The organism is Sorangium sp. So ce1014 (assembly GCF_051521505.1).
Classification (GTDB): Bacteria; Myxococcota_A; Polyangia; order Polyangiales; family Polyangiaceae; genus Sorangium.
In genome coordinates this window covers 5,823,756-5,845,192 of record NZ_CP150356.1, presented here as the reverse complement: position 1 = coordinate 5,845,192, position 21,437 = coordinate 5,823,756, and the positions used below count along the sequence as shown (strand labels likewise).

Sequence of the window (21,437 nt, the reverse complement as noted above, 5' to 3'; positions counted from 1 at the left end):
TACTGCGGTGTGGCTGCGAGGGCAAGCGGCCTTCGCGCTCAGCCGGGCTCCGGGATCTCGCCGCGAAAGTGCGCGCCGACCAGCTGCACTGTCGCGCCCACCGCGCGCAGCGCGGCGGCGAGCGCGTCGTCGTCCTCGACCGTGACGAGGAGGGCCTCGGGGGCGCACGGGGCGTGGGGGCGGATGGCGTCGAGCAGGGGAGCGGCGAGCTCGGGAGCGGCCACGCGGAAGGGAAACGCGCCGGGGAGCAAGGGGTCGAAGCTGACGAACCCCAGCGGTGCGGCGCCCGGCGCGGCGGGGTCGAGGAGGCAGAGGAGCACGAGGCCGCCCCGGCCGCGGGCCTCGGCGATCTGGCCGGGCAGCAGGTCGAACGACGCCTCCAGGACGGCGTCGTCGGGCGGCTCGACCGGGCGGGCGATGACCGGGCGGGCAGGGCGCGGGAGGCGCGCCGCGGCGTCCCAGGCGAGCTGGAACGTGGTCATGGCGTAGACGTGCTCCATTCCGGCGCTCCGGTAGAGCCGCACGGCAGCGGTGTTGTCCGGCTTCACGTTCAGGCACCAGCGCGTGCAGCCGCGGCCGAGGAGGTGCGCGGCGACGGCGCGCATGACCTGGACGCCGACGCCGCGGCCGCGGTGGGGCGGCGCGACGACGACGTGCCGCACGTAGCCGACCCCGCGCAGCGGCTGGACATAGGCATAGGCGACCACCTCGCCGTCCGCCTCGAAGAACAGGGTGTCCCTGGCCAGGGCGCTCTCCCAGCGGTCGCGAGGCAGGACCGGGTGGTCCATCCCGAGCTCCACGAAGAGCCGAGCAAAGTGGTCATAATCGGAGGGGCGCGCAGGGCGCGCGACGAGGCGAAGCATGGGTCGAGCTTACCTTCGGGGCCGCCGCGCGGCGCGCGTTCTCGGCGACACGTTCGGCGGGCGTTATGTCATGGGCTTCTCCAGCGGGCGCGCGCCGAGGAGTCGGCCCGACAGGTGCTCTGGTGCGCACGTCGCGACACGCCCGGAGCGCTCTTGTTGAGTACCTTTGCCTACATGAGCGCAGAGCAATTCGGCTGAGCGCGCCGCGCGGGGAGGCGCGGATCGTCCGATGATGGTGAGTGCTGGTATGGCGTTGTCGCCTGTTGACAGCTCGTGTCGGTGGCGAGGCTTCGAATCGTCGGAGACGCCTCGTGGAGGCGCCCTGCGCCGAGAAGCCGGCGGCTCGCGAAAGGCGTGTTTTGCGCGAGTCGTCGCGTCGTTCAAGGGCGCCGGCCGCGGCGAGCTGCTGTGCGCTGCGCGCGCCTCGAAGCGCCTTATCTGCTCAGCGATCCAGCGCGGGTGAACGCTCCTCCACTGCGAGGTTGTGCGCTGTTTAGGATTGTCGGTTTGTCGCTGCCTCCCGCCCGCTGCGCGCGCCCTCGGGCGGCAGCCTGTGCACACCGGCTCTCGGGCACGAGCGCTGCTCTCTGCTCAATCCGACTGACCTGACGGCCCGCGGATGTCGCGGGTCGTGGAAGGGGGAGAAATGGTTGAGCTGTTGAATAGCAGGTGGATGCATGTTGCGATGGCGATGGCCGCCCTGACCACCGGGTGCGCGGCGGGCGAGGCGGGCGCCGACGAGATCGACATGGACGAGGCCGAGGCCGTGGAGGTCGAGGAGACCTCGCAGGCGCTGTACGGTGATGGGACCCCGCGGAGCTGCGGCTGGGGGGGCAACCGGTGGAACAACCGGCCGCGCAACCCCTGGAACAGGGGCGGCGGTCTCAGCCCCTGGGGGGGCTCTTTCGGCAGCCCCTCCTGGGGGGGCTCTCTCGGCGGCCCCTCCTGGGGGGGACCGTTGTCCGGCGGCTTCGGCCCGTCGTTTAGCAGCGGCTATGGCCCTGGCTATGGCTCCGGCTACGGCTACGGCTACGGCGGCGGCTTCAGCGGTGGCGGCTACGGCCCCGTCGGTGGCGGCTACGGCGGCGGCTGCCCCCGGTGGTAATCGCCCCGCGCCGGCGCTGCGAGGCGAAGGCGAGCTCCGGCCCCGCGCCATGGCGCGGCGCGCTCTCGAGACCTCGACAGGGAGCCGCGCTGCGCTCAGCGTCTGAGCCGCGGGTCGCCTGAGGCAAGTCGCCGGGGCGCTGGCCGCCGGGAGCTCGCGGTCAACGCGCTGCTCCAGGCGGCCAGGCGCCCCGGGGGCTTTCCAGTTCCGCTACGGCCGTGCCCCGGCGGCTACATTCCAGGGCTCCTCACGTGATGCATTTTGCGACATCGGCGGCTGGGCGCGCTGACCTCGGGCTCATCGCCCCGGAACTGCCCAGCTCGTCGCACACCCCCCGGCGCAGATCGCGCGCCCACGCGCGACGCCTGCGCCGGCGCGGTCGGCGGTGCGCCCGCTTGCGGCGCCCGCGCGCGGCGCTGCGCCATGCCTTTCGCTCAGAGGCGACCGGGCGCGGCCGCACGTTACCGCGTCACGGATCGCTTCTTGCTCGCGTCTGCTGCGCGCTCACGCGCCGCCTGCCCGAGACCCGCGCCGGCGTCCTCGAGGAATCCTCCCCATGATGCGCTTTGCGACACCTGTCTCGCGTTACATGACCTGCGAAGTCATCACAGCGCCCGACACGACCCTCCTGCCCGGGGTCCACCGCTCGTTGTGCGAGCACGCAATTTCCTGCGTACCCATCGTCGATGCGGCGTCGCGCGCGCTAGGGGTGCTGTCACGCACCGACCTGCTCCGGCTCGGCCAGTTCGAGACGAAGACCAACAGCCGCGGAATGCGGTTCACCTTGCCCGACGTCCCGGCGCGTGACGTGCTGCGCCCCGGGATCATCACGGTCGGGCGCACGACGCTGGTCGTCCAGGCGGCGAGCGTGCTGCTGAAGCACCGCATCCACCGCGTCTTCGTCCGCGAGGACGCCACCTTGACCGGCGTCTTCAGCACGAAGGATCTCCTCCTGGCCCTCGTCGAGTCGCGGGAGGCGACGCCGATCGCCGAGCTCATGTCGGCCCCCGCGTACACGATCCCGCTCGAAGCGCCGCTCGCGCTGGCCGCCGACCGCCTAGCGACGGCGCAGGTGAGCGGGCTCGTGGTGGTGGACCCGGGCGGCTGGCCGGTGGGGATGTTCACCCAGACCGAGGCGCTGCTCGCGCACGGCGTGCTGTCGGACTCGCCGGTCGAGGACGTGATGAGCCCTGCCATGGTCTGTCTCGACGCCCGGACGCCGCTCCACCGGGCCGCAGCCGCCGCGCACGCGTCGCAGGCGCGGCGCGTGCTCGTGGTGCAGGGGCGGCGGCTCCGCGGCGTGCTGACGGGCCTGGACTTCGCGCGGGCCGTCGCCGGGACAGGCCTCATTTCCATGGCCGCGAGGGCCAAGGCCGGCTAGCTCGCCGCTTCAGAAGCGCGCCAGGGAGCGCTGACGCGTGCAAAAATCCGAAGGCGCGAGCGCTCCGGGGGCCGAGGGCTCATGAGCCAGGGCGCGCCGCGTTCTCCGGATGAATGCCGGCAGGCATCCGTGCATCGGAGGACGCACGGTGAGGATCCTCCTTATATCTCAATCGTATCACCCGGAGCCGATATCGCGGGCGCATCTGCTCGCCGAGGCGCTGGCTGCGCGCGGGCACGAGGTGACGTCGATCACCGCATTCCCGAACTACCCGCACGGCCGCCTCTACGCGGGGTACCGGCAGCGCCTCTGGGACGTGGAGCACGTGAGCGGCACCCGGGTGATACGGCTCCCGAGCTACCTCGACCACAGCCGGTCGCGCCTGCGGCGGACGCTCAATTACGCGAGCTTCGCCGCCTCGACCGCGGTGCTCGGCCCCGCGCTCTCCGGGCGGGCCGACGTTGCCTGGGTTCACAATCCCGCGCCGAGCCTCGCGGTCGCGGCCTCCTGGCTCGCCGCGCTCCGCGGGATCCCGTGGGTGTACGAGGTCCAGGACCTGTGGCCCGAGACCGCGGCCGCCTCAGGCATGCTCGACAACCCGCGCGTGCTCGCCGGGATCGACCGCGTGAACCGCGCCCTGTACCGGAGAGCCGCGTCGCTCATCGTGATCAGCCCAGGCCTCGTGCGCGCGCTCTCGCGCAAAGGCGTCCCTGAAGGCAAGGTGCACGTGATACCGAACTGGGCGGACGACCGGATCTACCAGCCGGTGGAGCCCGATCCGCAGCTCGCAGCGGCGCACGGGCTCACAGGGCGGTTCGTGGTCCTGTTCGCGGGCAACATGGGCGCCGCCCAGGCGCTCTCCAGCGTGCTCGACGCGGCGGCGCTGCTGCGGGACCTCGACGACGTGCGGTTCGTGATGGTGGGAGACGGGATCGACGCGCCCAGGCTCCGGCGCGAGGCGGAGGCGCGCGCCCTCTCGAACGTCGTCTTCATCGGCCAGCAGCCGCACGAGCGCATGCCTCATCTCTTTGCGCTCGCCGACGTGCTGCTCTCGCACCTGCGGCGGGATCCGCGCTTCGACATCACGATCCCTTCGAAGATCCCGGCCTACATGGCCGCGGGCCGGGCGGTGCTCGTCGGGGCGGGCGGAGCTTCGGCGGATCTGGTCCGGGACAGCGGGGCGGGCCTCGTCTGCGATCCCGAGGATCCTGCGGCGCTCGCGGGCGCGGTGCGGCGGCTGCGCGACATGACGCCCGAGGCGCGGCGCGCGATGGGGGAGGCCGGGCGCCGCTATTTCCTTCGCTCGTTCACGCGCGACGCGCTCGTGACTCGCTACGAGGAGGTCTTCGCGCGCGCGGCGCAATGAGCGTGTCATGAGCGCGCCGGCGCGCGAATGCGCCGGCGCGGGGCTGGGCAACGGCAGAACGCAACGCACCGGCGCGTTGCGATGAGGAGGATTCCATGCGCGAGGCGACAGAGGACATGTCGGGCATCAGGCAGAATTACAAGGGCAGGCGGGTCGTCGTGACCGGGGGCGCGGGCGCGATAGGCAGCTCCCTCACCGTGGCCCTGGCCGACGCGGGCGCGGAGGTGATCGTCGTGGAGGACTTCTCCTCCTCGCCCCGGTGGTCCATCGGGGCACGGAGCGACGTGCGCTTCGTGGAGGGGAGCGTCGTCGACGACGACGTGCTCGCGGAGGCCTTCCGGGACAAGCCCTCTCACGTCTTCCACCTCGCCGCGCTGTTCGCGAACCAGAACTCGGTGGACAACCCGGAGCGCGATCTCGAGGTCAACGGCCTCGGCACGCTGCGGGTGCTGCGCCACGCGCGGCGGAGCGGGGCCCAGCGCGTCGTCTTCGCTTCGTCCGGCTGCGCGGTCTATGGCAGCGATCCGCCGCGGCCCGTCCCGGAGGACTACGTCTCGCTCGACGTGCATACGCCTTACCAGGCCACCAAGCTGCTCGGCGAGCTCTATTGCAATTATTTCACGGGGCAGGCAGGGATGAGCACCGTGCGGGTCCGCCTCTTCAACTCGTATGGTCCGGGCGAGGTCCCTGGCCGCTACCGCAACGTGATCCCCAACTTCATCTGCTGGGCGTTGCGGGGCGAGCCGCTGCCGATCACCGGCACGGGAGAAGAGACCCGCTCGTTCACGTACGTGGGCGACATCGTCGACGGGCTGCTCCGGGCTGGCACCACGGCCGGCGCCTCGGGCGAGGCGTTCAACCTGGCGTCCGGCAGCGAGACGACCATCCTCGACCTCGCGCGCGCCATCAATGAAATGACGGGCAACCGCGCCGGCATCCAGCTCGTCGAGCGCCGCGCGTGGGACACGCAGCGCCGTCGCCTCGCGGCCACCGAAAAGGCCCGGCGCGTCCTCGGCTTCGACGCGCGGATGGGCCTGCACGAGGGGCTCGCGATCACCGTGACGTGGTTCCGCGAGCACTGGGCCCAGATCGCCGCCGAGGCGCGGTTCTAGGGCCATGCGCGTCGCGCTCTGGGGCCCCCTCCCGCCGCCCGCCGGCGGGCTCACGCGGTGGGTGCGGACCTACCTCGACGCGGCGCCGGCGGCGGGCATCGAGGCGGACGTCATCGACACCTCGCCCCGCAGCGCCGCCATCGACCCGACGAGCAAGCTTCGCCCTGCGCGCGTGGTCCGCGCAGGCGAGGCGCTCTCCGAGCTCCACCGGCTGCTCGCGCGACGCCGGCCGGACGTCGTACACCTGTGCACCACGCTGTTCTGGGCGACCGCCCGCGACGGCCTCGCGGTGGAGCTGTGCCGTCGCGCGGGTGTGCCGGCCATGCTCCACCTGCATTTCTCGTCGCAGATCATCGCCTGGCATCGCGCCCTTGCGTGGCCCGCCCGGCAGGCGGTGCGAGCCGTGCTCGGCCGCGCCGCCGCCGTCGTCACGCTCTCGGAAGAGCTGCGGCATTACGTGCAGGGCCTGGTCCCGGGCGGCCGCGTCGTCCGGATCCCGAACCCGGTCGACACCGAGGGCTTCCGCCCCGCCGCCGCGCCGCGCTCGCCCGGGGGGCCGCTGCGGGTGCTCTTCGCGGGCCTCGTCACCCCGCAGAAGGGCGTCCTCGAGCTCACGCGGGCCGTGCTGGCGGTCGAGGGCCTGACCCTCGTGCTCGCGGGGCCCCGCGCGGCCGGGAGCGCCGCGGGCCACGCTCGTCGCCTGGACGAGGCGCTCGGGGAGCTCGCGCGGCAGGGCCGCCTGGACCTGCTCGGCGAGCTGCCGGAGGACGCGATGCCCGCGGCCTACCGCGGCGCGGACATCTTCTGTTTACCGAGCCACGGCGAGGGCCTGCCCAACGTGCTGCTCGAGGCCATGGCCAGCGGCCTGCCCTGCGTCGTCACGCCGGTCGGCGCCGTGCCCGACGTCATCGAGGGCGAAGACGGCCGCGCGGCCCTCACGGTGGCCCCGAGGGACGAGGCCGCGTTGCGGGATGTGCTTCGCTCCTTGCGCGACGACCCCTCGCTCAGGACGCAGCTCGGCGAGGCCGCGCGTCGGCGCGCCGAGCGCCGTTACGCGACGCGGACGGTCATGGCGGAGTACGCCGCGCTCTATGCGCAGCTCACGTCGGCTGCGCGGTGAGAAGTTCCATGATTTCGCGCTCTTCGCGGCCCCCGGCGCGGGTCGCGTGACCGCTGATCACCGCGCCGCGCGGATCGCCGTCCGCTCGACCACCTCATCGGGATCGGCGAGCAGGCGCGCGGCGAGCGCGCGGGCGGCGGCGGGCGACGCGGAGGCGACCCCCTGGATCGCGCCGAGCCGCGTCTGCCGCGGCTGGCGCGGGTCCGCGGCGATGGCCTGGAGCTCCGCGACCACGCGCGCGGAGGGCGCCGAGGCCGCGGCGGAACGGCCGGCCGCCGCGAGGGCGCGCGCCCTGGCGTGCACCGGCGCGCCTTCATCGCGGCCGACCGCGAGCAGCTGGCCGGCGTCGGCGCCGCCGGCCGCGCCGAGCCGCGCGAAGAAGCCCGCGCCCCCGGCCGCGCTGTGCCCGCAGAAGTGCCCCCCGAGCAGGATCGCGGCGCGCGGCGGGAGCGCCGCCCCCCAGGCGCGGCGGTCGGGCGCCGCGGCCCGCGCGTCCCCGCTCGGGGCCGGCGGCGCCACGGGCGCTCCGCTCGCCGGCGTACCCGGGCCGGCCGGGAGCGGAGCCGCCGCGCCGCCGCCGTCCTCGACGATCCCCCGGTAGAGCGCGCTCGCCTGCACGATCGTCGTCTGCTGCGGCGTCATCGTGCTCGAGAGGTCGCCCCCCGTCGGAAACATGATGTTGTCGTAATCGGGGCAGCCCTCGAGCTGCGAGAGCACGTCGTCGCACTGCGAGGTGTCGTCCAGCGGATCGGCGAAGCCGGCGTAGAACTCGGTGGTGTGGAACAGCCCGGCGAAATGGCCGAGCTCGTGGCGCAGGATGATTGTGTCGACCCCGGGGTCCTCGAAGAGCGTGACGACGATCCCGCTGAGGTGGGTCCCGTGCTCGACCGCGACCGCGGGTGCGGCGGGCGTCGCGCCGGCCGCGCCCGCGAGCCGCCCGTGGAACTCCGACACCGCGATCACGTTGAGCGCCGGCCTGCCGAGGGCGCCGGCCGTCTGCTCGAGCACGCCGGGGAGGCGCTCCTCGTCGACGCTCGCCCACTCCGACCCGATGTGATGGACGGTGATGCTGCCCACGTCGAGCCCCACGAACCCCCTGTAGGCGGCGAGCAGCGCGCGCTGCATGTACTCCTCGGAGATCGCGTTTCCGGCGATGAAGGCGTTGATGTCGATCTTCCCGCCGTGAAAGCGCCCGTCGAGCGTCTGACGGCGCCACACCGAGAGGCGCGCCGGCGCCGCCAGGGGGCCGGAGCTGCCGTCGCCGGTCGCGATCCAGTAGGTGCCTGGCACAAGTGGCACGGTTGCAGCCGTGCCAGTCTGGGGCACGGCCGCCGTGCCGATCCCTTGGTTGTAAAAGAGGGCCATGGTGCCGGGAATCGAGTAGTCCGTCACCAGCATCCTGCCGTCAGGTCCAGTGATGCTCTTGATCCCGATCGGCTCCCAGCTCGGCGGCGAGGTCATGAGCTGAGCGACGGCCGTGATGCCGAGGGTGCCGGGCGGGACCACCACCGCGACGGACTCCCCGGCGACGAGTTCGACGAACTCCTGCTTCACGAGGGGCGGAATCGGCGGCGCGCCGCCCTCACCGATGTCGCCTCCTTGGCCGACGCCCGATGAGCCTGGCGTGGCGGAGCTCGGGGTCGCTCCGGAGCCGCCGGTGCCGTCGGTGGGCTCGAACCCGTCGACCACCACCCTGCCGCCGCAGGCGCCTGCGGCCAGCGCGGCCCCCGCGGCGAGCGCCACCGCGGGGAGCAGGCCCCGACGGCGCGCCCGCGTTGCCCCGCGCTCATCGTCCAGCGTCCCATTCTCGCGAAACGGACCTCTGGCGCTCGATGCGGGTGCAAGCGACTCTGACATAAGCGTACTCCTTATCGTGGGTAAGGGCGTCCCTTACCGCGCGCGCAGTATGCTTGGGTCCTGGCGCGATGTCACGCGCCGCGCACCCTCTTGACGTCCCGCGGCGCAAGATCGCGGGCTTGGAGGTCATTCCACTTGCTTGACGCGCATTATCACCCGTCCTGGGGAAACGTCGGTCGCGCCTTCGAAGCGCTCGATCACGGCGACGAAGCGCGACTGGCCGTCTGCGCTCTGGACGAGCCATGCGGCGTCCTTGGCCGGGGCGGGGGGGCTCGACCCGGGATCGAGCCATCGCCCCGTGAAGGCCGTGGCGATGTGGTCGCCGCGGTACGCGACCGCGGGATCGGTGAGGGCGGCGTGGTCGGCGGCGTTGAACCGCGCTTCCTCCGACTCGGCGGTCCGCGCCTTGACCTCGGCGAGCGCCTCGGAGCGCTCCTCCTGTTCCTGGAGATCGGCGCCGCGCGCGGTCCCGGGGCCGCCGAGCTCGCCGTTGACGCTGACGAGCGACCGGCGGAAGCAGATGTGCCACGCCGTCGACGCGCGCGCCTCTTCCGGCGTGAGCCTCAGCTGCTGGTTGCCGGCGAGGTCGAGGCAAGCGCTCGGCGCGGTGTCAACCTGCTCGATGCCGCCCGCGGTCGCGTCGAGATCCTTGATGTCGACCGTCGGGCCGGAGCCGTCGGGGAACACCTCGGCATAGCGGAGCTGGTAGAGCCCCGTGACCGGCGCCCCGTCCACCTCGCCGTAGAAGGAGAGGATCTGGAGCTTCCAGTACCGCCCTTCGTGCTCGATCGCCTGGATGTGATAGCGGCTGAAGGCGACGTGCGTCTGGCCGTCGTAGGCGTACCAGCGCGTGAAGGCGCCGCCGGCCTCGTCCTGGAGCAGGAAGGGGGTGCTCGGCAGCTGGCCTGCTCGGTAGTCCTCCAGGCTGATCGGCAGCGCTCCGCCATCCCCGGGGCCGCTGAGGCCGCTGTTGGTGAGGACGTCGTACCCCGAGAACGCGAGGTCCCAGTCGGTGGACGCCGCGGCGTCGCCGGCCGGGACGACGACCTCCGGCGTGGCGAGCTGGAGGAAGACGCGGCCGGAGGCCGGCACCTCGACCTCGAGGAGCGTGCCGTCCCCGGGGGGCTGCTCGTCCCCGCTGCTGCACGCCGGTGCGAGCAGGAGAAGCGCTATGGCGATTGACCCTCTTGTCATGAGTCCTCCCACGGTAGCCCGGCGACGACGCCGAGGTAAACGGTGCGCCCCTCGAGGGGCCGGTGATCTCCGCGGCGGTCAGGATCCTTCTGCGCGCCAAGGAGGTTTCTGACGCCGACGTAGGCCTGCGATGAAGGCCAGAGCGGCCGCGCGAGGCGCGCGTCGAGCGTGGTGAAGCCGGGCGCGCGCAGGCCCTCCTCGACGAACGCGCTGGAGATCGTCCGCAGCCGGGTGACGAGCTCGATCTGGAGGGGCAGGCCGGCGCGGAGGGCCGCCTGCGCTGTGTGCGGCGGCTTGCCCGAGAGCGGCTGCCCGGGGTTGGCCGTGTCGTTGTTGCGCGTCCAGAGGTAGGCGTAGCCGGCCTCGGCGCGGAGCCACGACGCCGCCTGGAACGTCGCCGAGAGCTCGACGCCTGCGGTCCGCGCCTTGGCGACGTTCTTGTAGGTATACGTGTCGACGCCGCCGGAGGAGCGGATGGGTCTCGGGTTGATGTCGATCAGGTCGTCGACCCAGTTCGCGAAGGCGCCGGCGCGCACCGTCAGGCCTTCCCTGGGGATCCATGTGACATCGCCGTTCGCGCCCCAGGACGTCTCCGGGGCGAGCTCCGGATTGCCCTCGAGGATGTAGCCGAGGCCCGAGTGATCGAACGAGAAGCCGAGCTCTTTCGCGCTGGGCGTGCGGAACCCTCGGCCGCCGGAGATGCGCAGGGTGAGCGACGGCGCGGGCCGGTAGGCGAGCGCGAGGCGCGGGGCGATGACGCCGCCGTAGCGCGGCCAGTACTCGCCGCGGACGCCGGGCATGAGGGTGAGTCGGCCTGAGAGCTTCCACGCGAGCTGGCCGTAGAGCGCGGCGCTGCCGAGCTCGGTGTGGGGCACCTCATCGATGGCGCTCTCGGAGATGCCCGAGGTGGAGACCTCGGTGCGATCGCGCTCCTGGGTGAGCGACTCGACCTCGGCGCGCGCGCCGGCGACCCAGGTGAGCTGTCCCTGGGCGACGGTGGCGATGGCCTCGTAGCTCTGCAGGGTGCCTGTGCGGTCGCGCGTCTCCGCGAAGGGCGAGCCGCGCAGGTCGCGTCCGCTCGTCCGGAAGGCCCACTGGCGGCCGGCGGCGAGGCGCAGGTTGGAGCCGCCGCCGAGGTCGAGCGTCTCGGTGAGGTGGAGGGTGACGCGGTCGGTGACCTCGGGGAGGTCGTAGAGGTAGACGGGGAGGCCTGGCAGCTGCGGCGGCTGCTCGATGCCGTCCTGCTCGTCGTGGATCCACCGCGCGCGGAGGCGCACGTCGATGCCGCGGCCGAGGTCGGCGCCGGCGCGCAGGCCGACGAGGTGCTGTGCGCGTTCGGGCAGGGTGGTGGCGGCGCTGTCGTCGAGGAGGGAGAGGCTGTCCTCCCGCTGGAACGAGGCGTCGGCGCTGGCCCAGGCGTGCTCGCCGCGGTAGGCGCCGGACCCCTGGACGAGGAGCCCGGCGCGGCTGCGGCCCTCGATGCGGCCGCGTCCGCTGAAGCCCGGGTGGGCCGGGGGAGCGGAGAGGACGTTGACGACGCCGCCGATGGCGCTCGCGCCGTAGAGCGAGCTCGTCGGTCCGGTGACGAGCTCGATGCGGGAGACGTCGCTGAGCGGGAGGGAGGAGAGGTCGATGGCGCCGCCGCTGTCGCCGATGACGCGCTCGCCGTCCTCGAGGACGAGGACGCGGTCGAGGTCGAAGCCCTGGATCTGGATGGCGCTCGGGTTGCCGAGGGAGCCATAGGCGCTCGGGTTGACCTGGACGCCGAGCTCGCCGTCGAGCGCCTCGCCGACGTTCGTGGCGCCGCGGCGCTCGGCCTCCTCGCGGGTGACGACGCGCGTGCGCACGGTGGCGCGCTGGCTGCTCTCGGGGGTGCGGGTGCCGGTGACGACGACCTCGAGGGGAGGCGGGGCGGGGGAGGGGGCGGGGGCGGGGGCGGGGGCGGGGGAGCGGGGAGAGGGCGGCGCGGGCGGAAGCTGCGCGAGCGCAGGGCGCGAAGGGGCGGCCGAGAGGAGCGCCGGGAAGAGGCAGAAGGCGAGCAGCGCGGGGCGCGTCAGGCGCCGAGGGCGATGCACGGTCCTCCCTGGGACGTCGGAACGGCAGGCCCGAGGGGCAGCAGCGGAAGCATGGGGAAGAGGTCTGCCTGTGTGGCGCAAGGTGGGTGGCGCGGCTCGGATGGTCGCCCGATTCAGCGCGGTCGTCCAGCGGTTCGCGGTTGCGTCGAGCCCTGCCGAGCTCACCGGCGCCCGGTTGGCCCCCTTGCGGTGCGCCTCGACGGCTCCAGGTGGTCTGGAGACGCCGGAACAGCCCGAGGAGGTGCGCATGGAGACGAACGAGAAGGGATCGGAGGAACGAGGGGCCGAGACGTCCAGGAGCGCCGCCGACGCGCCCTCGCAGGAGCGGAAGGCCGGGAGCGGGCAACACAGGCACGTCCCGGGGGACCCCGTGGAGGGCCACGAGGCCACGGCGGACGAGGAGACGGAACAGAAGGTCGACGAGGCCGTGGAGGAGTCGTTCCCCGCGAGCGACGCTCCGGCGTGGACGCCGGCTCACTCCGGTTGACCCCGCCGCAGCGGGCAGCGGGCCCACGAGGACCGGCGCCTTCCCCCGGGAAGCCCGCCGCGACGAGCCGCCGAGCGGCCGGCTCGCGCCGCGGGCTTTCCGGGGAGACGGGACCGGACGGAACGGGCGATGCGAGTTGGGCTTGCATTGCTCGACGACGGACGGTAGCTTCCCGCGCCGCATCGCCGGTCCCCATCGTCTAGCCCGGCCCAGGACTCAGCCCTTTCAAGGCTGCTACGCGGGTTCGAATCCCGCTGGGGACGCTCCGCTTTCCGTAAGCATTTCCGCGCAGTAGGCCCCAGGTGGCCGGTCCCTCGGACGATTCATCGGGCGAAACCAGGCGCGCGGCAGGGAGCGGCGGGAAGGGCTCGCCCACGGGGTGCATGAGGTTCTCGGCCTCGCGCACGTAGCCCATGGTGGTCGCGATGTCCTCGTGGCCGGCGCGGCGCATGATCTTGATCGGCTCGTCGCCGCGGAGGGCCATCCACGTGATGCCGGTCGCGCGGAGATCGTGGAAGGTGAGCTGTTTGCGGGTGGCGTCGTTGGCGAACAGCTCGGCGCGCTCGATACCGGCCCACCCGAGGTATTGCCGCAAGCGCACCGAGAGATCGCAGCCGGGCGGCATGTTGATCACGCGGCCCCGGGGTGTCTTCCCTTGCATCGCCAGGAGCAGGGGGAGCAGCGTGGGCTTGATGGGAATGCGGCGCGGCCTGTTCGTCTTCGTCTCTTTCACCTCGCCCGTCTCGGAGCGATCGATCGCCCGGTGGATGTGGATGAGGCGCCGATCGATGTCGACGTCTTCCCATTCGAGCGCTTCGAGCTCAGCGGCACGCGTGTAGGTGTAGACCGAGAGCGCGAACAGCTGGCGCCAGCGGATCGGCACGCGGTCGCACGAGACCACAGCAAGGAACTCCGAGGGGAGGCGGCGAGCCCCCTTCCGCGGGCGCTTCACCTGCGCCTCCTGTAAAATCCTCAAGGGGGAGCCGCAGGCCGGCGGGCCCGTCTGCGGAAGGGGAAGCGGACGGGCGACGGGCCCATCCTGAAGGCAGATCGGTTCCTTGGCCCCTCGAGGGGCGTAGGGATACAACGGACATGTCGGACCTCGTTCGTGCGGGGTTCGGCCACTCCGCCCGGGGTGCTTCCAACACCCACGGGCGGCACTTTGCTTGCCCGGCAAGCTTACGTGGTCATCACGAGAAGAGCAGTCGATACCCATGCTCGGCGATGACTGAATCGCACGGTCCGACTTTCTGACAACGCGACGGTCGTCTCGTTGACGGTAGACCCTACGCGAGGCCGTTATTGCAGGCGACTCGGTCTCACATTCGATGACGTGGGGCATCTATGCCGCCCAGGTCTCCAAGTCGCTTGCCGTCGTCCGCTAACATCACTGCGCGCATTACATTAGCCTGATCAAGTCGAACACTAGTCCCACAGGCTCGAGACGTTCTTCATCGGTTCCGCCACAAAATCGTGACCGACGACTAAAGCAACACGAGGCAACAAATGAACGACGACTTCGAAAAGGCGATAGCCGCGCTTGACCCGCCCCTCAAAGAGGTGTTCGACAAGTTTGAAGAGCCAGACCAAGAGAAGTTCCGCAGGGAGATTCCCCCCAACCTGCTTGCTCTCTATCTTCGACTCTTATCAATGAATTGGTTGTCTCGGGAGAGCTTCTCCGAGAATGTGGCGGCGGCAGCGGATGTCATTGCCGGCGAGACCGTCTTAGGGGGCTCGAACGATCCAGCGACCGACGCCTCCAGCAAACCTTGGCTCTGGCTGCTGAAGGAAATGCGACAGACGCCGGGAACGGCGGCAGCGCTAGCTCGTCGATGGTACCGCCACCTGGTCAAACACGATCGCGAGCAGGGGACCTCGTCCAAGAATCGGGGCGTTGCGGCATACATTACAGCCTCCTTGGAACTTGAACGCAATAACGCTGCTGTGGCGCGGCGCTGGCTTCACATCGCCGCTACGGAGGATGCGCGCGCAAACCATAAGGGTGTAGCGCGGACCGTGCTCCTTGAGAACATGGGGGAGACGCCTTCCGCCCTAGATGAGTTGGCCGCGTTAGTGCAGAACGAGAGAGTAGCTCAGTCCGATTTTCGCGCACACGCCGAGTATCTGCTCACGCGGTGGTACTTGAGTCGTGACCTCAGACAGTCTGACGTGTCGATGGACTCGGAACATCAGCCTGATCCGTGGCTACTGCAACAGCTCGTCAACAGCCTTCCTGCACCACGGCCGAACACGAAAGTTCAAGGTAAGCGCTGCGCGAAGCGCCGTCTCCCCCCAGCGGCGCCGTCCAGTTCATGATGGCGAGCATGACAAGGACGAAGGCGACAGAAGCGGTGTGGGCCGAGCGCGTTCGCGCGTGGCGCGAGAGCGGTGAAACGGCGGAGGAGTTCGCACGAAGTCGCGGATTTGCGACATCGACGCTGCACGGCTGGTCGAGCCGGCTGTCGCGGGCCGAGCCCCCGCGCTTTCTGCGCCTGGTGCCGAAGGCGCCCGCCGTGACGAGCAGCGCTCCGGAACTCGTCGTCGAGGTCGGCGGCGCGCGGGTGCGCGTCGCCGCGGGGTTCGACCCCGCGCTGCTGGCGGAGGTGGTCCGCGCCCTCGGCGGAGCGGCGCGATGATTCCGGCGGGCGTGCAGGTGTTCGTCGCGCTGGAGCCGGTGGACATGCGCTACGGCTTCGAGCGGCTTTCGGGTCTCATCCGTGAGCGCGTGGGGTACGAGGCGCGCTGCGGAGCGCTGTTCGCGTTTGTCGGCAAGCGGCGGACCACGATCAAGATTCTCTTCTTCGATGGCAGCGGAATCTGCCTGTTTTCGAAACGCCTTGATCGCGGGGCATTCGCGCTTCCCGACCCGCCGACCGAGGGCGCGACGCACGTCGAGGTAGACGACGCGACGCTCGAGACGCTGCTCGACGGCATCGAGATCACGCCTACGTCCCCGCCTCGAAGGCGCGCGCCGCGCCGGGTTCACTGAGCCGCATAAATTCGCTCGACAAGGACGCTCGGCTTACGTAGAGCGGCGTCGTGCACGACGCCGCCGACAAGCCGACGCTCTCGGCCGAGCAGCAGCGCATCGCGCAGCTCGAAGCGGAGCTCGCCGCGGCAAAGAGCGAGCTCGTAGGAGCGCGCGATGCGCTCGCGCAGCTTCGGCGCGCCTACACCCGTGCGCTCGAGCAGCTGCAGCTGCTGCGACGTCGACTGTTCGTGGCCAAGGCGGAGCGCGCCGAGGTGAGCGCGGAGCAGCTGGCGTTCGACTCGATGTTCCTCGAGGTCCAGCGCCTCCAGAAGGCGCTCGACGCCGCTGAGCGCAAGAGCGGCGAAGAGCGGCAGCACGACGACCCCAAGGGGCCGAAACGAAGGTCCGGCGGCAAGGGCCGTCGCGACCTGTCCGAGTCGGACCTGCCCGTCGTCCGCATCGAGCTCTCCTGTCCTGAGCTCGATGCGACGGCCACGCGCATCGGGGTCGAAGAGACCTCGCGGCTCGGCTACGAGCGCGGCGGAATGCGCCGCATCGTGCTCGCGCGCGTCGTGTACAAGGCCGAGAGGCCCGTCACGGATGCGAGCAGCTCGGGCGAGGGGGAAGCTGCCCCGCTCCAGGTCGTCGCGAAAGAAGTCCCGACGCCGACGCCCGCTGCGAGCGTCAGCCCGAAGGACACGGCAGCGGTCGGCGAGTCGAGCGCTTGCTCCACAGCGCTCGACAGGCCGCCGCCGGCGCCGGGAGAGACCTGCACGGTCTTCATCACGACGCCGCTTCCGAAGGAGCTGTTCCGGCGGTCGTTTCTCGCGCCGTCCATCATTGCGCACATCCTCACCAGCAAGTACCTGCTCGGTGTCCCGTTCTATCGACTGGAGCAGCAGCTGGAGCTTCAGGGGGCGTCGCTCGATCGCGGCACGATGTGCCGTTACGCCGAAGACGCGGGCGCGACCCTGGGCGCCATCGTCGAGGCCGCGCGCAAAGAGGCCTTCGAGACCGCCTTCTGCCTCTCCACGGATGCCACTGGAGTCTCCATCCAGCCTGGGCCCATCCAGGAGCGCAAGGACAAGAAGCCCGGGCCGTGCCGCAAAGGACACTTCTTCGTCGTCCTCGCGGACAAGGATCACGTCTTCTTCGAGTACCAGCCCAAGCATACCAGCGCTGCGGTCTGCGAGATGTTCCGCGGCTTCTCGCGGTACATTCAGGCGGACGCCCACGCCATCTATGACGCTCTCTTCCGCGGCACACCGCCGCGGGGCGGTGCCGCTGACGGCGAGCGCGGCCCGCCCCCGACCGAAGTCGGATGCTGGTCGCATTGCCGTACCAACTTCTGGGAGGCGGCGGTCTGCAAGCACGAGCTCGGTGTCGATGGGCTGCGTCGCATCAACGCCCTCTTTGCCGCCGATCGCGCGCTCGCGGATCTTGCACCCGCGCAGCGCAAGGTGCGTCGCGATGCCGTCGTCCGCCCTCTGGTGGATGCGTTCTTTGCCTGGGCCAGGGCCGAGCACGCTCGTCCCCGCGAGCGCGGCCTGGTCTCCACCGCGCTCGGCTACGCCCTCAACCAAGAGCAGCCGCTGCGGCGCTTCCTCGACGACGGTCGGCTGCGCCTGGAGAACAACGCCAGCGAGCGAGCGCTGCGATCCATTGCGGTTGCGCGAAAGTCCTGGCTCTTCTTCGGCAGCGACGACCACGCCTCTGCCGCGGCCAACCTCTTCTCGCTCGTGGCCAGCTGCAAGCTGCACGGTCTCGACCCCGAGGCCTACCTGGCCGACGTCCTCCGCGTGATGCCCTACTGGCCGCGGGAGCGCTACCTCGAGCTCGCCCCCAGGTACTGGGCGCGCACCCGCGCCAGGCTCGCCGACGACGAGATGAAGCCCGCCCTCGGGCCGATCACCGTGCCTCCTCCTCTTCCCACGGAAGAGCAGCGCGCCACGAGCTGACCGAGCCGGCTCCATCGCCCCCATCTTGCACCGGTTGGCCGAGGTTGGGGCCGACGGCGCTTCATGCAGCGCTTACAGTTCAAGGTGATGCGCTTGAGATGCTCGCCGCCTACCTATTATCCCACATTGTGGGCTGCTTCCCTGTGCGCAAGTCGGAAACCTCCGACTTCGAGAACGACCTCGTCATCCGCAACCTCAGTCGGCACGTCTCGCCAGCACTTGACATCTTGGGAAGGTACTTTCTCGTGGAGTGCAAGAATTGGAAGAACACCGTTGGGACGCACGAGATCGCGTACTTTGCCAATCGCGTCCGGTACGGCCGTGTGAGGTTCGGGGTGTTGTTTGCTCGAGAGGGCATCAGCGGCGACGCCGAGGACGGCGGAGGTGAGAACGGTCGCTTCATGATTCACCGCGCATACCATCAGGACGGCATTGTGGTGGCCGTGGTCACAGCGAGCGATCTTCAACGCATCTGCGACGGAACCGAATCGACTTTAGCGATGCTGCTTCGGAAGCACGATGAGGTGCGCTTCGGCGCATGGTCCAGAGCCGTCGGCCCGCGAGATCAGTTGCTAGGAGACACGGATTAGAATGCGCCGATGCGCCACATACAAGCGCGGCCGGCCGTTGGGGGCAAGACGAGAACGGGAGAGGACTGCACAGAATCTGACCGCTCAGCAGACCCGCAATGCCGCTGACGTCCTCGGCTAGCCGCCCGCCGGCTATGCATTGACATGAGGTCAATTCCGGTGTCCGCGGCAGCACCTGGTGCGCGGAACTGCCGCCCGATCACGATCATCAGCGTGGCGATGCGCGCCGCCTCGACATAAGCGCCCACGCTAACCACCGCGCCGGCTGCGCTCGGCGGCGAGGTCGATGACGCCGCCCGTGTCCGCGCCCGGCGCGCCGAGCAGGCGGCCGATGGTCTCGTGGGCGATGCGCGCGGCCTCGACGTCGCCCGCGGCGAGCGCGGCCCTCATGCCTTCCGCGAGCTGGCCGAGCAGCACCGTCCGCGGGTCCTCCGGTTTCGTCCGCGATTCGTCCGGCTCACGAGGTTTCGCGCACTTAGCCGCCACGGTCTGCACCTTCCCCTCGCCGCCAGCATGCGGAAGCCTACGTGATCCCTGCGGATCTCGACGCACTTCCAGGGTTCGAATCCCGCTGGGGACGCAGTTCATACCGCCTCCGAGGAGGCCCGCCTTCCCGGTGATCGTGAAGCGGCGGCCCTCGGTGGTCTCCGTGGGCGTGAAGGTCAGCGGACCGGCCAGGAGAGCCTCCAGGAGCTTCCGGCCTTCCTCGGGGTGACGTCGAACCAGGCCCCGGAGGTCTGCAAGACGCTGACGGGCTTCCTTCTCAAGGCGACGGACCTCCAGGTCGAGATACCGAGGGGGCCGTCTTGAGGGCAGCGACCTTGGCTTCGACGATGGCCAGGTTCCGCTCTCGCTCCCCCATCATGGCGACCAGGGCGTGCGGGGGCTCAGAGGTGGCCACGATCGCCTCCCCGAGGCGGCTGATCTCGGTCCGGAGCTTCCGGGTCTGCTTCTCCATCTCCTCGATGTCGGAGCCGTTCGAGGGCTGGAAGATCAAAATCTTCGCCCGCCATGTTGATCGGCGGGCCCCTCGCTCTGTAGACGGGGCATGAGAACCCGACCCCATAGAAGCGCCTCCTACAGATCGAACCCCGAGCCGATCAACAGCACCCGGCGAACTCCTCGATGCTTCGTCGAATCACCATCCACAACGATGCCGCCCGGCTTTGGGGATCGGTGTACGAAGGGATCATGCCCGTCTCCTACCTCTGGATGTTCGTGGACCTACGAGGCCCCAGCCTCGTGAGTCCCAGAAACCTTATCCAAGGAAGGAGGTGGCCATGCCCACCCCGAATGACATCGATGACGACAGCCTCGAGTCCGACTGGATTGACCTGACCCCCGCGTCTCGCGAGGAGATGATCAGGGACGCCCTCTCGGCCGCGGCCACCGAGCTGGTCGACGCCGAGCGGCTGACCCCGCACCGGCTCAAGAGGATCCTCCACCAGCTCAGCCCGGCCGATCGCAGACGCCTCCGCGAGCGGGCACGGAGGCGAAACTGGCAGGTTGACCGGATGGCTCGGCACTACATCGGGATCGGCCTCCTCGCGTTCGTCGAACTCGGGCCTTCCGGCTACTGGGTCGACGATGAGGACGTCCACGCGCCCCTGCTCGTCCGGGCGCTGAGGTCGGGCCTCATGGCCCACCTGCTCGCTTCCCCGGACGAGGACGACCCGGTGTAGCCCCGTCCTCAGACCAGGCGATCGAGACACCCGCGGTCACGCCCCCTCTCGGAGCATGGTGCGCCGGGAGGCGGCTTCAGCCGGGCGCCCCCTTCTTCTTCGCCTCCACGGCCTTCTCGATCTCATCCTCGATCAGCCGCTCCATCCTGTCCTCGAAGGTGCGTCCAAAGATGTACGGCACGGCGATGGGGAATCCCGTCTCTCCGGGCTCTCCGTCGCACCAGGTGACGGGAAGCCCAGACCTCTTGAGGGTCTGACGAGCTCCCTCGAAGGCGAGCTGTAGAGCTTGCACGGCGTCCACGCCGTAGGCCGAATCTCGCACCGCCTCCTGAAGTCCCTGAATATCGACCGGGCACGCCCAGTCGCCGGACGGCTTCCGCATGGGCTTGCCGATGGTGACGATCACCATCCGGCCGGGCTCGCCTACGACCGAGAGGCGGCGTTCTGCGATGGGTTCGAGTGGGGTGTCGTCCTGCATAGGACGCACCTTGCGGCCCCTTCCCGCAGGGTGTCAAGCGGACGTCCTCTTCACGTACCGTAGTGCCAGTAACACCAGCCGAGGCACGCGACCAAGCTACCCTTCGCTGCCGCCCAGCAACCGGCCCTCAAGCGAGGATCCGGTGGCAGCTGGGAGCAGAATTGCTCCATCGCCTGCTGTCCGTTCCGACATGCCCGGTTGCACTCGTCCAGGGAGTCAGGCAGTTCGACCTCGCCGCTGGCCGCTTCAGGTTCGTCCACCTCTGGCGATGCTCCACATCCCATCGTCGCCGCCATCCCCGCAGCTCCCAGCAGACCCAGCACGCACAGCAGGCGTCTCATGTGCTTCCCCCGAAGAGCACGTGGAGCCCGGCCCCTGGTCACGTCAAGGACGAGCCTGCCAGGCTGTTCGACGCCATTCTTCTCGTCTCTTCAGCGTGAAATCTTGATGTAGGAAAGCCGTAATTGATTGTTTGTTCGATTTCGTACGTCATACTTCCAGACGTACGATGGCTTGTGCAGTTTGCAGACATGAAGCTCGTGCGGAGATCGAGCGGATTCTCCGAACGAACGAGCTTTCCCTCCGGCGTACTGCTCGGAAATTCGGCATTTCCGACCACATGCTCGTGTGGAACCACAAGAATCAATGCATGCCGGGTGCCCCCGTCGTCCCGATCAGCAGCTATCCAGGCGAGGAAGACGAGGTCCCCGTCCAGCGGACGAGGCGCGCCCCCCTCACCACCAAGCAGATCGATCTCTCCGGCAAATCGGCCAAGGAACGCCTCGAAACCCTGCTCGAACTCACCAGTGGGACTGGTCAACGCAGGGCCGGAATTCAGTCGTCTTGAGGCCCTGAAGCAGGCCAAGGCGCTGATCCTCGACATCGATTCGATCGAGAAGGTCGAGCAGCCCGTGACTCCAAAGGGGCCCGACGCCTCGGCCCTGACGGCTTCGATCCTCGACAAACTCGGATGGCAGGGGGCTACGCGGCCAGGATCGAGATCTCTTCCAGGGGCAGGATGAGGAGGGACCCGCTGGGGACACCAAAAATTAAGTGATATCAAGTAGTTGCCTGTGTCTGTCCCACGCCCATCGCGCTTGGGCAGAGAGCTTCGGGTGAACGAGGTGAGTATCGCGCCGGCACGTCACGCGATAGTCGGTCTCGTTCAGGACCCGTGTCCGCGGGACGCACGCTGAGC

General features: G+C 70.1%; 20 protein-coding genes, 1 tRNA gene and 1 pseudogene. 14 read left to right on the top strand and 8 right to left on the bottom strand.

Going from position 1 to position 21,437, the window contains the following annotated elements; genetic code table 11:
- Positions 1 to 38: 38 nt before the first annotated feature.
- Positions 39 to 863, bottom strand: coding sequence for an N-acetyltransferase family protein (locus WME75_RS21985; protein ID WP_437494134.1), 825 nt, complete (start codon positions 861 to 863; stop codon positions 39 to 41).
- Positions 864 to 1,536: 673 nt separating this feature from the next.
- Here WME75_RS21985 and WME75_RS21980 point away from each other — a divergent pair.
- The 5 genes from WME75_RS21980 to WME75_RS21960 all read left to right on the top strand — a co-directional run bounded on the left by WME75_RS21980 (position 1,537) and on the right by WME75_RS21960 (position 6,947).
- A complete protein-coding gene (locus tag WME75_RS21980) occupies positions 1,537 to 1,968 on the top strand; it encodes a hypothetical protein (RefSeq protein WP_437494131.1) in 432 nt (143 codons plus the stop codon).
- Between the two features lie 556 nt (positions 1,969 to 2,524).
- The gene (locus tag WME75_RS21975; protein ID WP_437494128.1) at positions 2,525 to 3,349 is read left to right on the top strand and encodes a CBS domain-containing protein; all 825 of its coding nucleotides are present in this window, start codon (positions 2,525 to 2,527) and stop codon (positions 3,347 to 3,349) included.
- A gap of 148 nt (positions 3,350 to 3,497) precedes the next feature.
- Positions 3,498 to 4,715, top strand: coding sequence for a glycosyltransferase family 4 protein (locus WME75_RS21970; RefSeq protein ID WP_437494125.1), 1,218 nt, complete (start codon positions 3,498 to 3,500; stop codon positions 4,713 to 4,715).
- Positions 4,716 to 4,810: 95 nt separating this feature from the next.
- Positions 4,811 to 5,827: an NAD-dependent epimerase/dehydratase family protein gene (locus WME75_RS21965; RefSeq protein ID WP_437494123.1), complete on the top strand. Its 1,017-nt coding sequence runs from the start codon at positions 4,811 to 4,813 to the stop codon at positions 5,825 to 5,827.
- Positions 5,828 to 5,831: 4 nt separating this feature from the next.
- A complete protein-coding gene (locus WME75_RS21960; RefSeq protein ID WP_437494120.1) occupies positions 5,832 to 6,947 on the top strand; it encodes a glycosyltransferase family 4 protein in 1,116 nt (371 codons plus the stop codon).
- Between the two features lie 57 nt (positions 6,948 to 7,004).
- Here WME75_RS21960 and WME75_RS21955 read toward each other — a convergent pair whose 3' ends face one another.
- From WME75_RS21955 to WME75_RS21945, 3 genes are all read right to left on the bottom strand, one after another.
- Positions 7,005 to 8,690, bottom strand: coding sequence for a hypothetical protein (locus WME75_RS21955; protein WP_437494118.1), 1,686 nt, complete (start codon positions 8,688 to 8,690; stop codon positions 7,005 to 7,007).
- Positions 8,691 to 8,930: 240 nt separating this feature from the next.
- Positions 8,931 to 9,998 (bottom strand): HmuY family protein, encoded by a 1,068-nt coding sequence (locus tag WME75_RS21950; RefSeq protein WP_437494115.1) that lies wholly within the window; start codon positions 9,996 to 9,998, stop codon positions 8,931 to 8,933.
- Complete coding sequence (locus tag WME75_RS21945) at positions 9,995 to 12,073, bottom strand: TonB-dependent receptor plug domain-containing protein (RefSeq protein ID WP_437494112.1); 2,079 nt, start codon at positions 12,071 to 12,073, stop codon at positions 9,995 to 9,997. Before WME75_RS21945 ends, WME75_RS21950 begins: the two co-directional genes overlap by 4 nt.
- A 100-nt stretch (positions 12,074 to 12,173) precedes the next feature.
- Here WME75_RS21945 and WME75_RS21940 point away from each other — a divergent pair, with 100 nt between their 5' ends.
- Positions 12,174 to 12,560 carry a hypothetical protein gene (locus tag WME75_RS21940; protein ID WP_437494109.1) on the top strand — a complete coding sequence of 129 codons (387 nt, stop codon included), beginning with the start codon at positions 12,174 to 12,176 and terminating at the stop codon, positions 12,558 to 12,560.
- A gap of 188 nt (positions 12,561 to 12,748) precedes the next feature.
- Positions 12,749 to 12,823, top strand: a tRNA-Glu gene (locus WME75_RS21935).
- A gap of 188 nt (positions 12,824 to 13,011) precedes the next feature.
- Here the strand turns inward: WME75_RS21935 and WME75_RS21930 are convergent.
- A pseudogene (locus WME75_RS21930) lies at positions 13,012 to 13,776 on the bottom strand (tyrosine-type recombinase/integrase); the annotation flags it as partial.
- A 290-nt stretch (positions 13,777 to 14,066) separates the two neighbouring features.
- On the opposite strand from WME75_RS21930, the gene WME75_RS21925 reads away from it, so the two are divergent.
- The 5 genes from WME75_RS21925 (at position 14,067) to WME75_RS21905 (ending at position 18,079) form a co-directional block, all read left to right on the top strand.
- Positions 14,067 to 14,876 (top strand): hypothetical protein, encoded by an 810-nt coding sequence (locus WME75_RS21925; protein WP_437494106.1) that lies wholly within the window; start codon positions 14,067 to 14,069, stop codon positions 14,874 to 14,876.
- An 8-nt stretch (positions 14,877 to 14,884) separates the two neighbouring features.
- Positions 14,885 to 15,196 carry an IS66 family insertion sequence element accessory protein TnpA gene (gene tnpA, locus WME75_RS21920; RefSeq protein WP_437494104.1) on the top strand — a complete coding sequence of 104 codons (312 nt, stop codon included), beginning with the start codon at positions 14,885 to 14,887 and terminating at the stop codon, positions 15,194 to 15,196.
- Positions 15,193 to 15,549 carry an IS66 family insertion sequence element accessory protein TnpB gene (gene tnpB, locus WME75_RS21915; protein WP_437494101.1) on the top strand — a complete coding sequence of 119 codons (357 nt, stop codon included), beginning with the start codon at positions 15,193 to 15,195 and terminating at the stop codon, positions 15,547 to 15,549. The genes tnpA and tnpB overlap by 4 nt, the downstream gene beginning before the upstream one ends.
- Before the next feature lie 50 nt (positions 15,550 to 15,599).
- Positions 15,600 to 17,489, top strand: coding sequence for an IS66 family transposase (gene tnpC, locus WME75_RS21910; protein WP_437494098.1), 1,890 nt, complete (start codon positions 15,600 to 15,602; stop codon positions 17,487 to 17,489).
- Between the two features lie 98 nt (positions 17,490 to 17,587).
- The gene (locus WME75_RS21905; protein ID WP_437494095.1) at positions 17,588 to 18,079 is read left to right on the top strand and encodes a restriction endonuclease; all 492 of its coding nucleotides are present in this window, start codon (positions 17,588 to 17,590) and stop codon (positions 18,077 to 18,079) included.
- Positions 18,080 to 18,328: 249 nt separating this feature from the next.
- Here the strand turns inward: WME75_RS21905 and WME75_RS21900 are convergent, their stop codons facing one another.
- Together WME75_RS21900 and WME75_RS21895 are read right to left on the bottom strand one after the other, a co-directional pair.
- The gene (locus tag WME75_RS21900; protein WP_437494092.1) at positions 18,329 to 18,565 is read right to left on the bottom strand and encodes a hypothetical protein; all 237 of its coding nucleotides are present in this window, start codon (positions 18,563 to 18,565) and stop codon (positions 18,329 to 18,331) included.
- Positions 18,566 to 18,842: 277 nt separating this feature from the next.
- Positions 18,843 to 19,076, bottom strand: a complete 234-nt coding sequence (locus tag WME75_RS21895) for a hypothetical protein (protein WP_437494089.1) — start codon at positions 19,074 to 19,076, stop codon at positions 18,843 to 18,845.
- Between the two features lie 283 nt (positions 19,077 to 19,359).
- On the opposite strand from WME75_RS21895, the gene WME75_RS21890 reads away from it, so the two are divergent.
- Positions 19,360 to 19,761, top strand: coding sequence for a hypothetical protein (locus tag WME75_RS21890; RefSeq protein ID WP_437494086.1), 402 nt, complete (start codon positions 19,360 to 19,362; stop codon positions 19,759 to 19,761).
- 76 nt (positions 19,762 to 19,837) lie between these two features.
- Here the strand turns inward: WME75_RS21890 and WME75_RS21885 are convergent, their stop codons facing one another.
- Positions 19,838 to 20,239: a DUF6968 family protein gene (locus tag WME75_RS21885; RefSeq protein WP_437494083.1), complete on the bottom strand. Its 402-nt coding sequence runs from the start codon at positions 20,237 to 20,239 to the stop codon at positions 19,838 to 19,840.
- Between the two features lie 806 nt (positions 20,240 to 21,045).
- Between WME75_RS21885 and WME75_RS21880 the strand changes: the two genes are divergently transcribed.
- Complete coding sequence (locus WME75_RS21880) at positions 21,046 to 21,261, top strand: hypothetical protein (protein WP_437494080.1); 216 nt, start codon at positions 21,046 to 21,048, stop codon at positions 21,259 to 21,261.
- Positions 21,262 to 21,437 lie beyond the last annotated feature (176 nt).

What these genes read in the sequence shown, in the direction of transcription:
- tnpA (WP_437494104.1), top strand. Translation starts at nt 14,885, where the DNA reads ATGACAAGGACGAAGGCGACAGAAGCGGTGTGGGCCGAGCGCGTTCGC.
- WME75_RS21985 (WP_437494134.1), bottom strand. Translation starts at nt 863, where the DNA reads ATGCTTCGCCTCGTCGCGCGCCCTGCGCGCCCCTCCGATTATGACCAC.
- WME75_RS21925 (WP_437494106.1), top strand. Translation starts at nt 14,067, where the DNA reads ATGAACGACGACTTCGAAAAGGCGATAGCCGCGCTTGACCCGCCCCTC.
- WME75_RS21980 (WP_437494131.1), top strand. Translation starts at nt 1,537, where the DNA reads ATGCATGTTGCGATGGCGATGGCCGCCCTGACCACCGGGTGCGCGGCG.
- WME75_RS21905 (WP_437494095.1), top strand. Translation starts at nt 17,588, where the DNA reads ATGCTCGCCGCCTACCTATTATCCCACATTGTGGGCTGCTTCCCTGTG.
- WME75_RS21940 (WP_437494109.1), top strand. Translation starts at nt 12,174, where the DNA reads ATGGTCGCCCGATTCAGCGCGGTCGTCCAGCGGTTCGCGGTTGCGTCG.
- WME75_RS21960 (WP_437494120.1), top strand. Translation starts at nt 5,832, where the DNA reads ATGCGCGTCGCGCTCTGGGGCCCCCTCCCGCCGCCCGCCGGCGGGCTC.
- WME75_RS21950 (WP_437494115.1), bottom strand. Translation starts at nt 9,998, where the DNA reads ATGACAAGAGGGTCAATCGCCATAGCGCTTCTCCTGCTCGCACCGGCG.
- tnpB (WP_437494101.1), top strand. Translation starts at nt 15,193, where the DNA reads ATGATTCCGGCGGGCGTGCAGGTGTTCGTCGCGCTGGAGCCGGTGGAC.
- WME75_RS21890 (WP_437494086.1), top strand. Translation starts at nt 19,360, where the DNA reads ATGCCCACCCCGAATGACATCGATGACGACAGCCTCGAGTCCGACTGG.
- WME75_RS21885 (WP_437494083.1), bottom strand. Translation starts at nt 20,239, where the DNA reads ATGCAGGACGACACCCCACTCGAACCCATCGCAGAACGCCGCCTCTCG.
- WME75_RS21965 (WP_437494123.1), top strand. Translation starts at nt 4,811, where the DNA reads ATGCGCGAGGCGACAGAGGACATGTCGGGCATCAGGCAGAATTACAAG.
- WME75_RS21975 (WP_437494128.1), top strand. Translation starts at nt 2,525, where the DNA reads ATGATGCGCTTTGCGACACCTGTCTCGCGTTACATGACCTGCGAAGTC.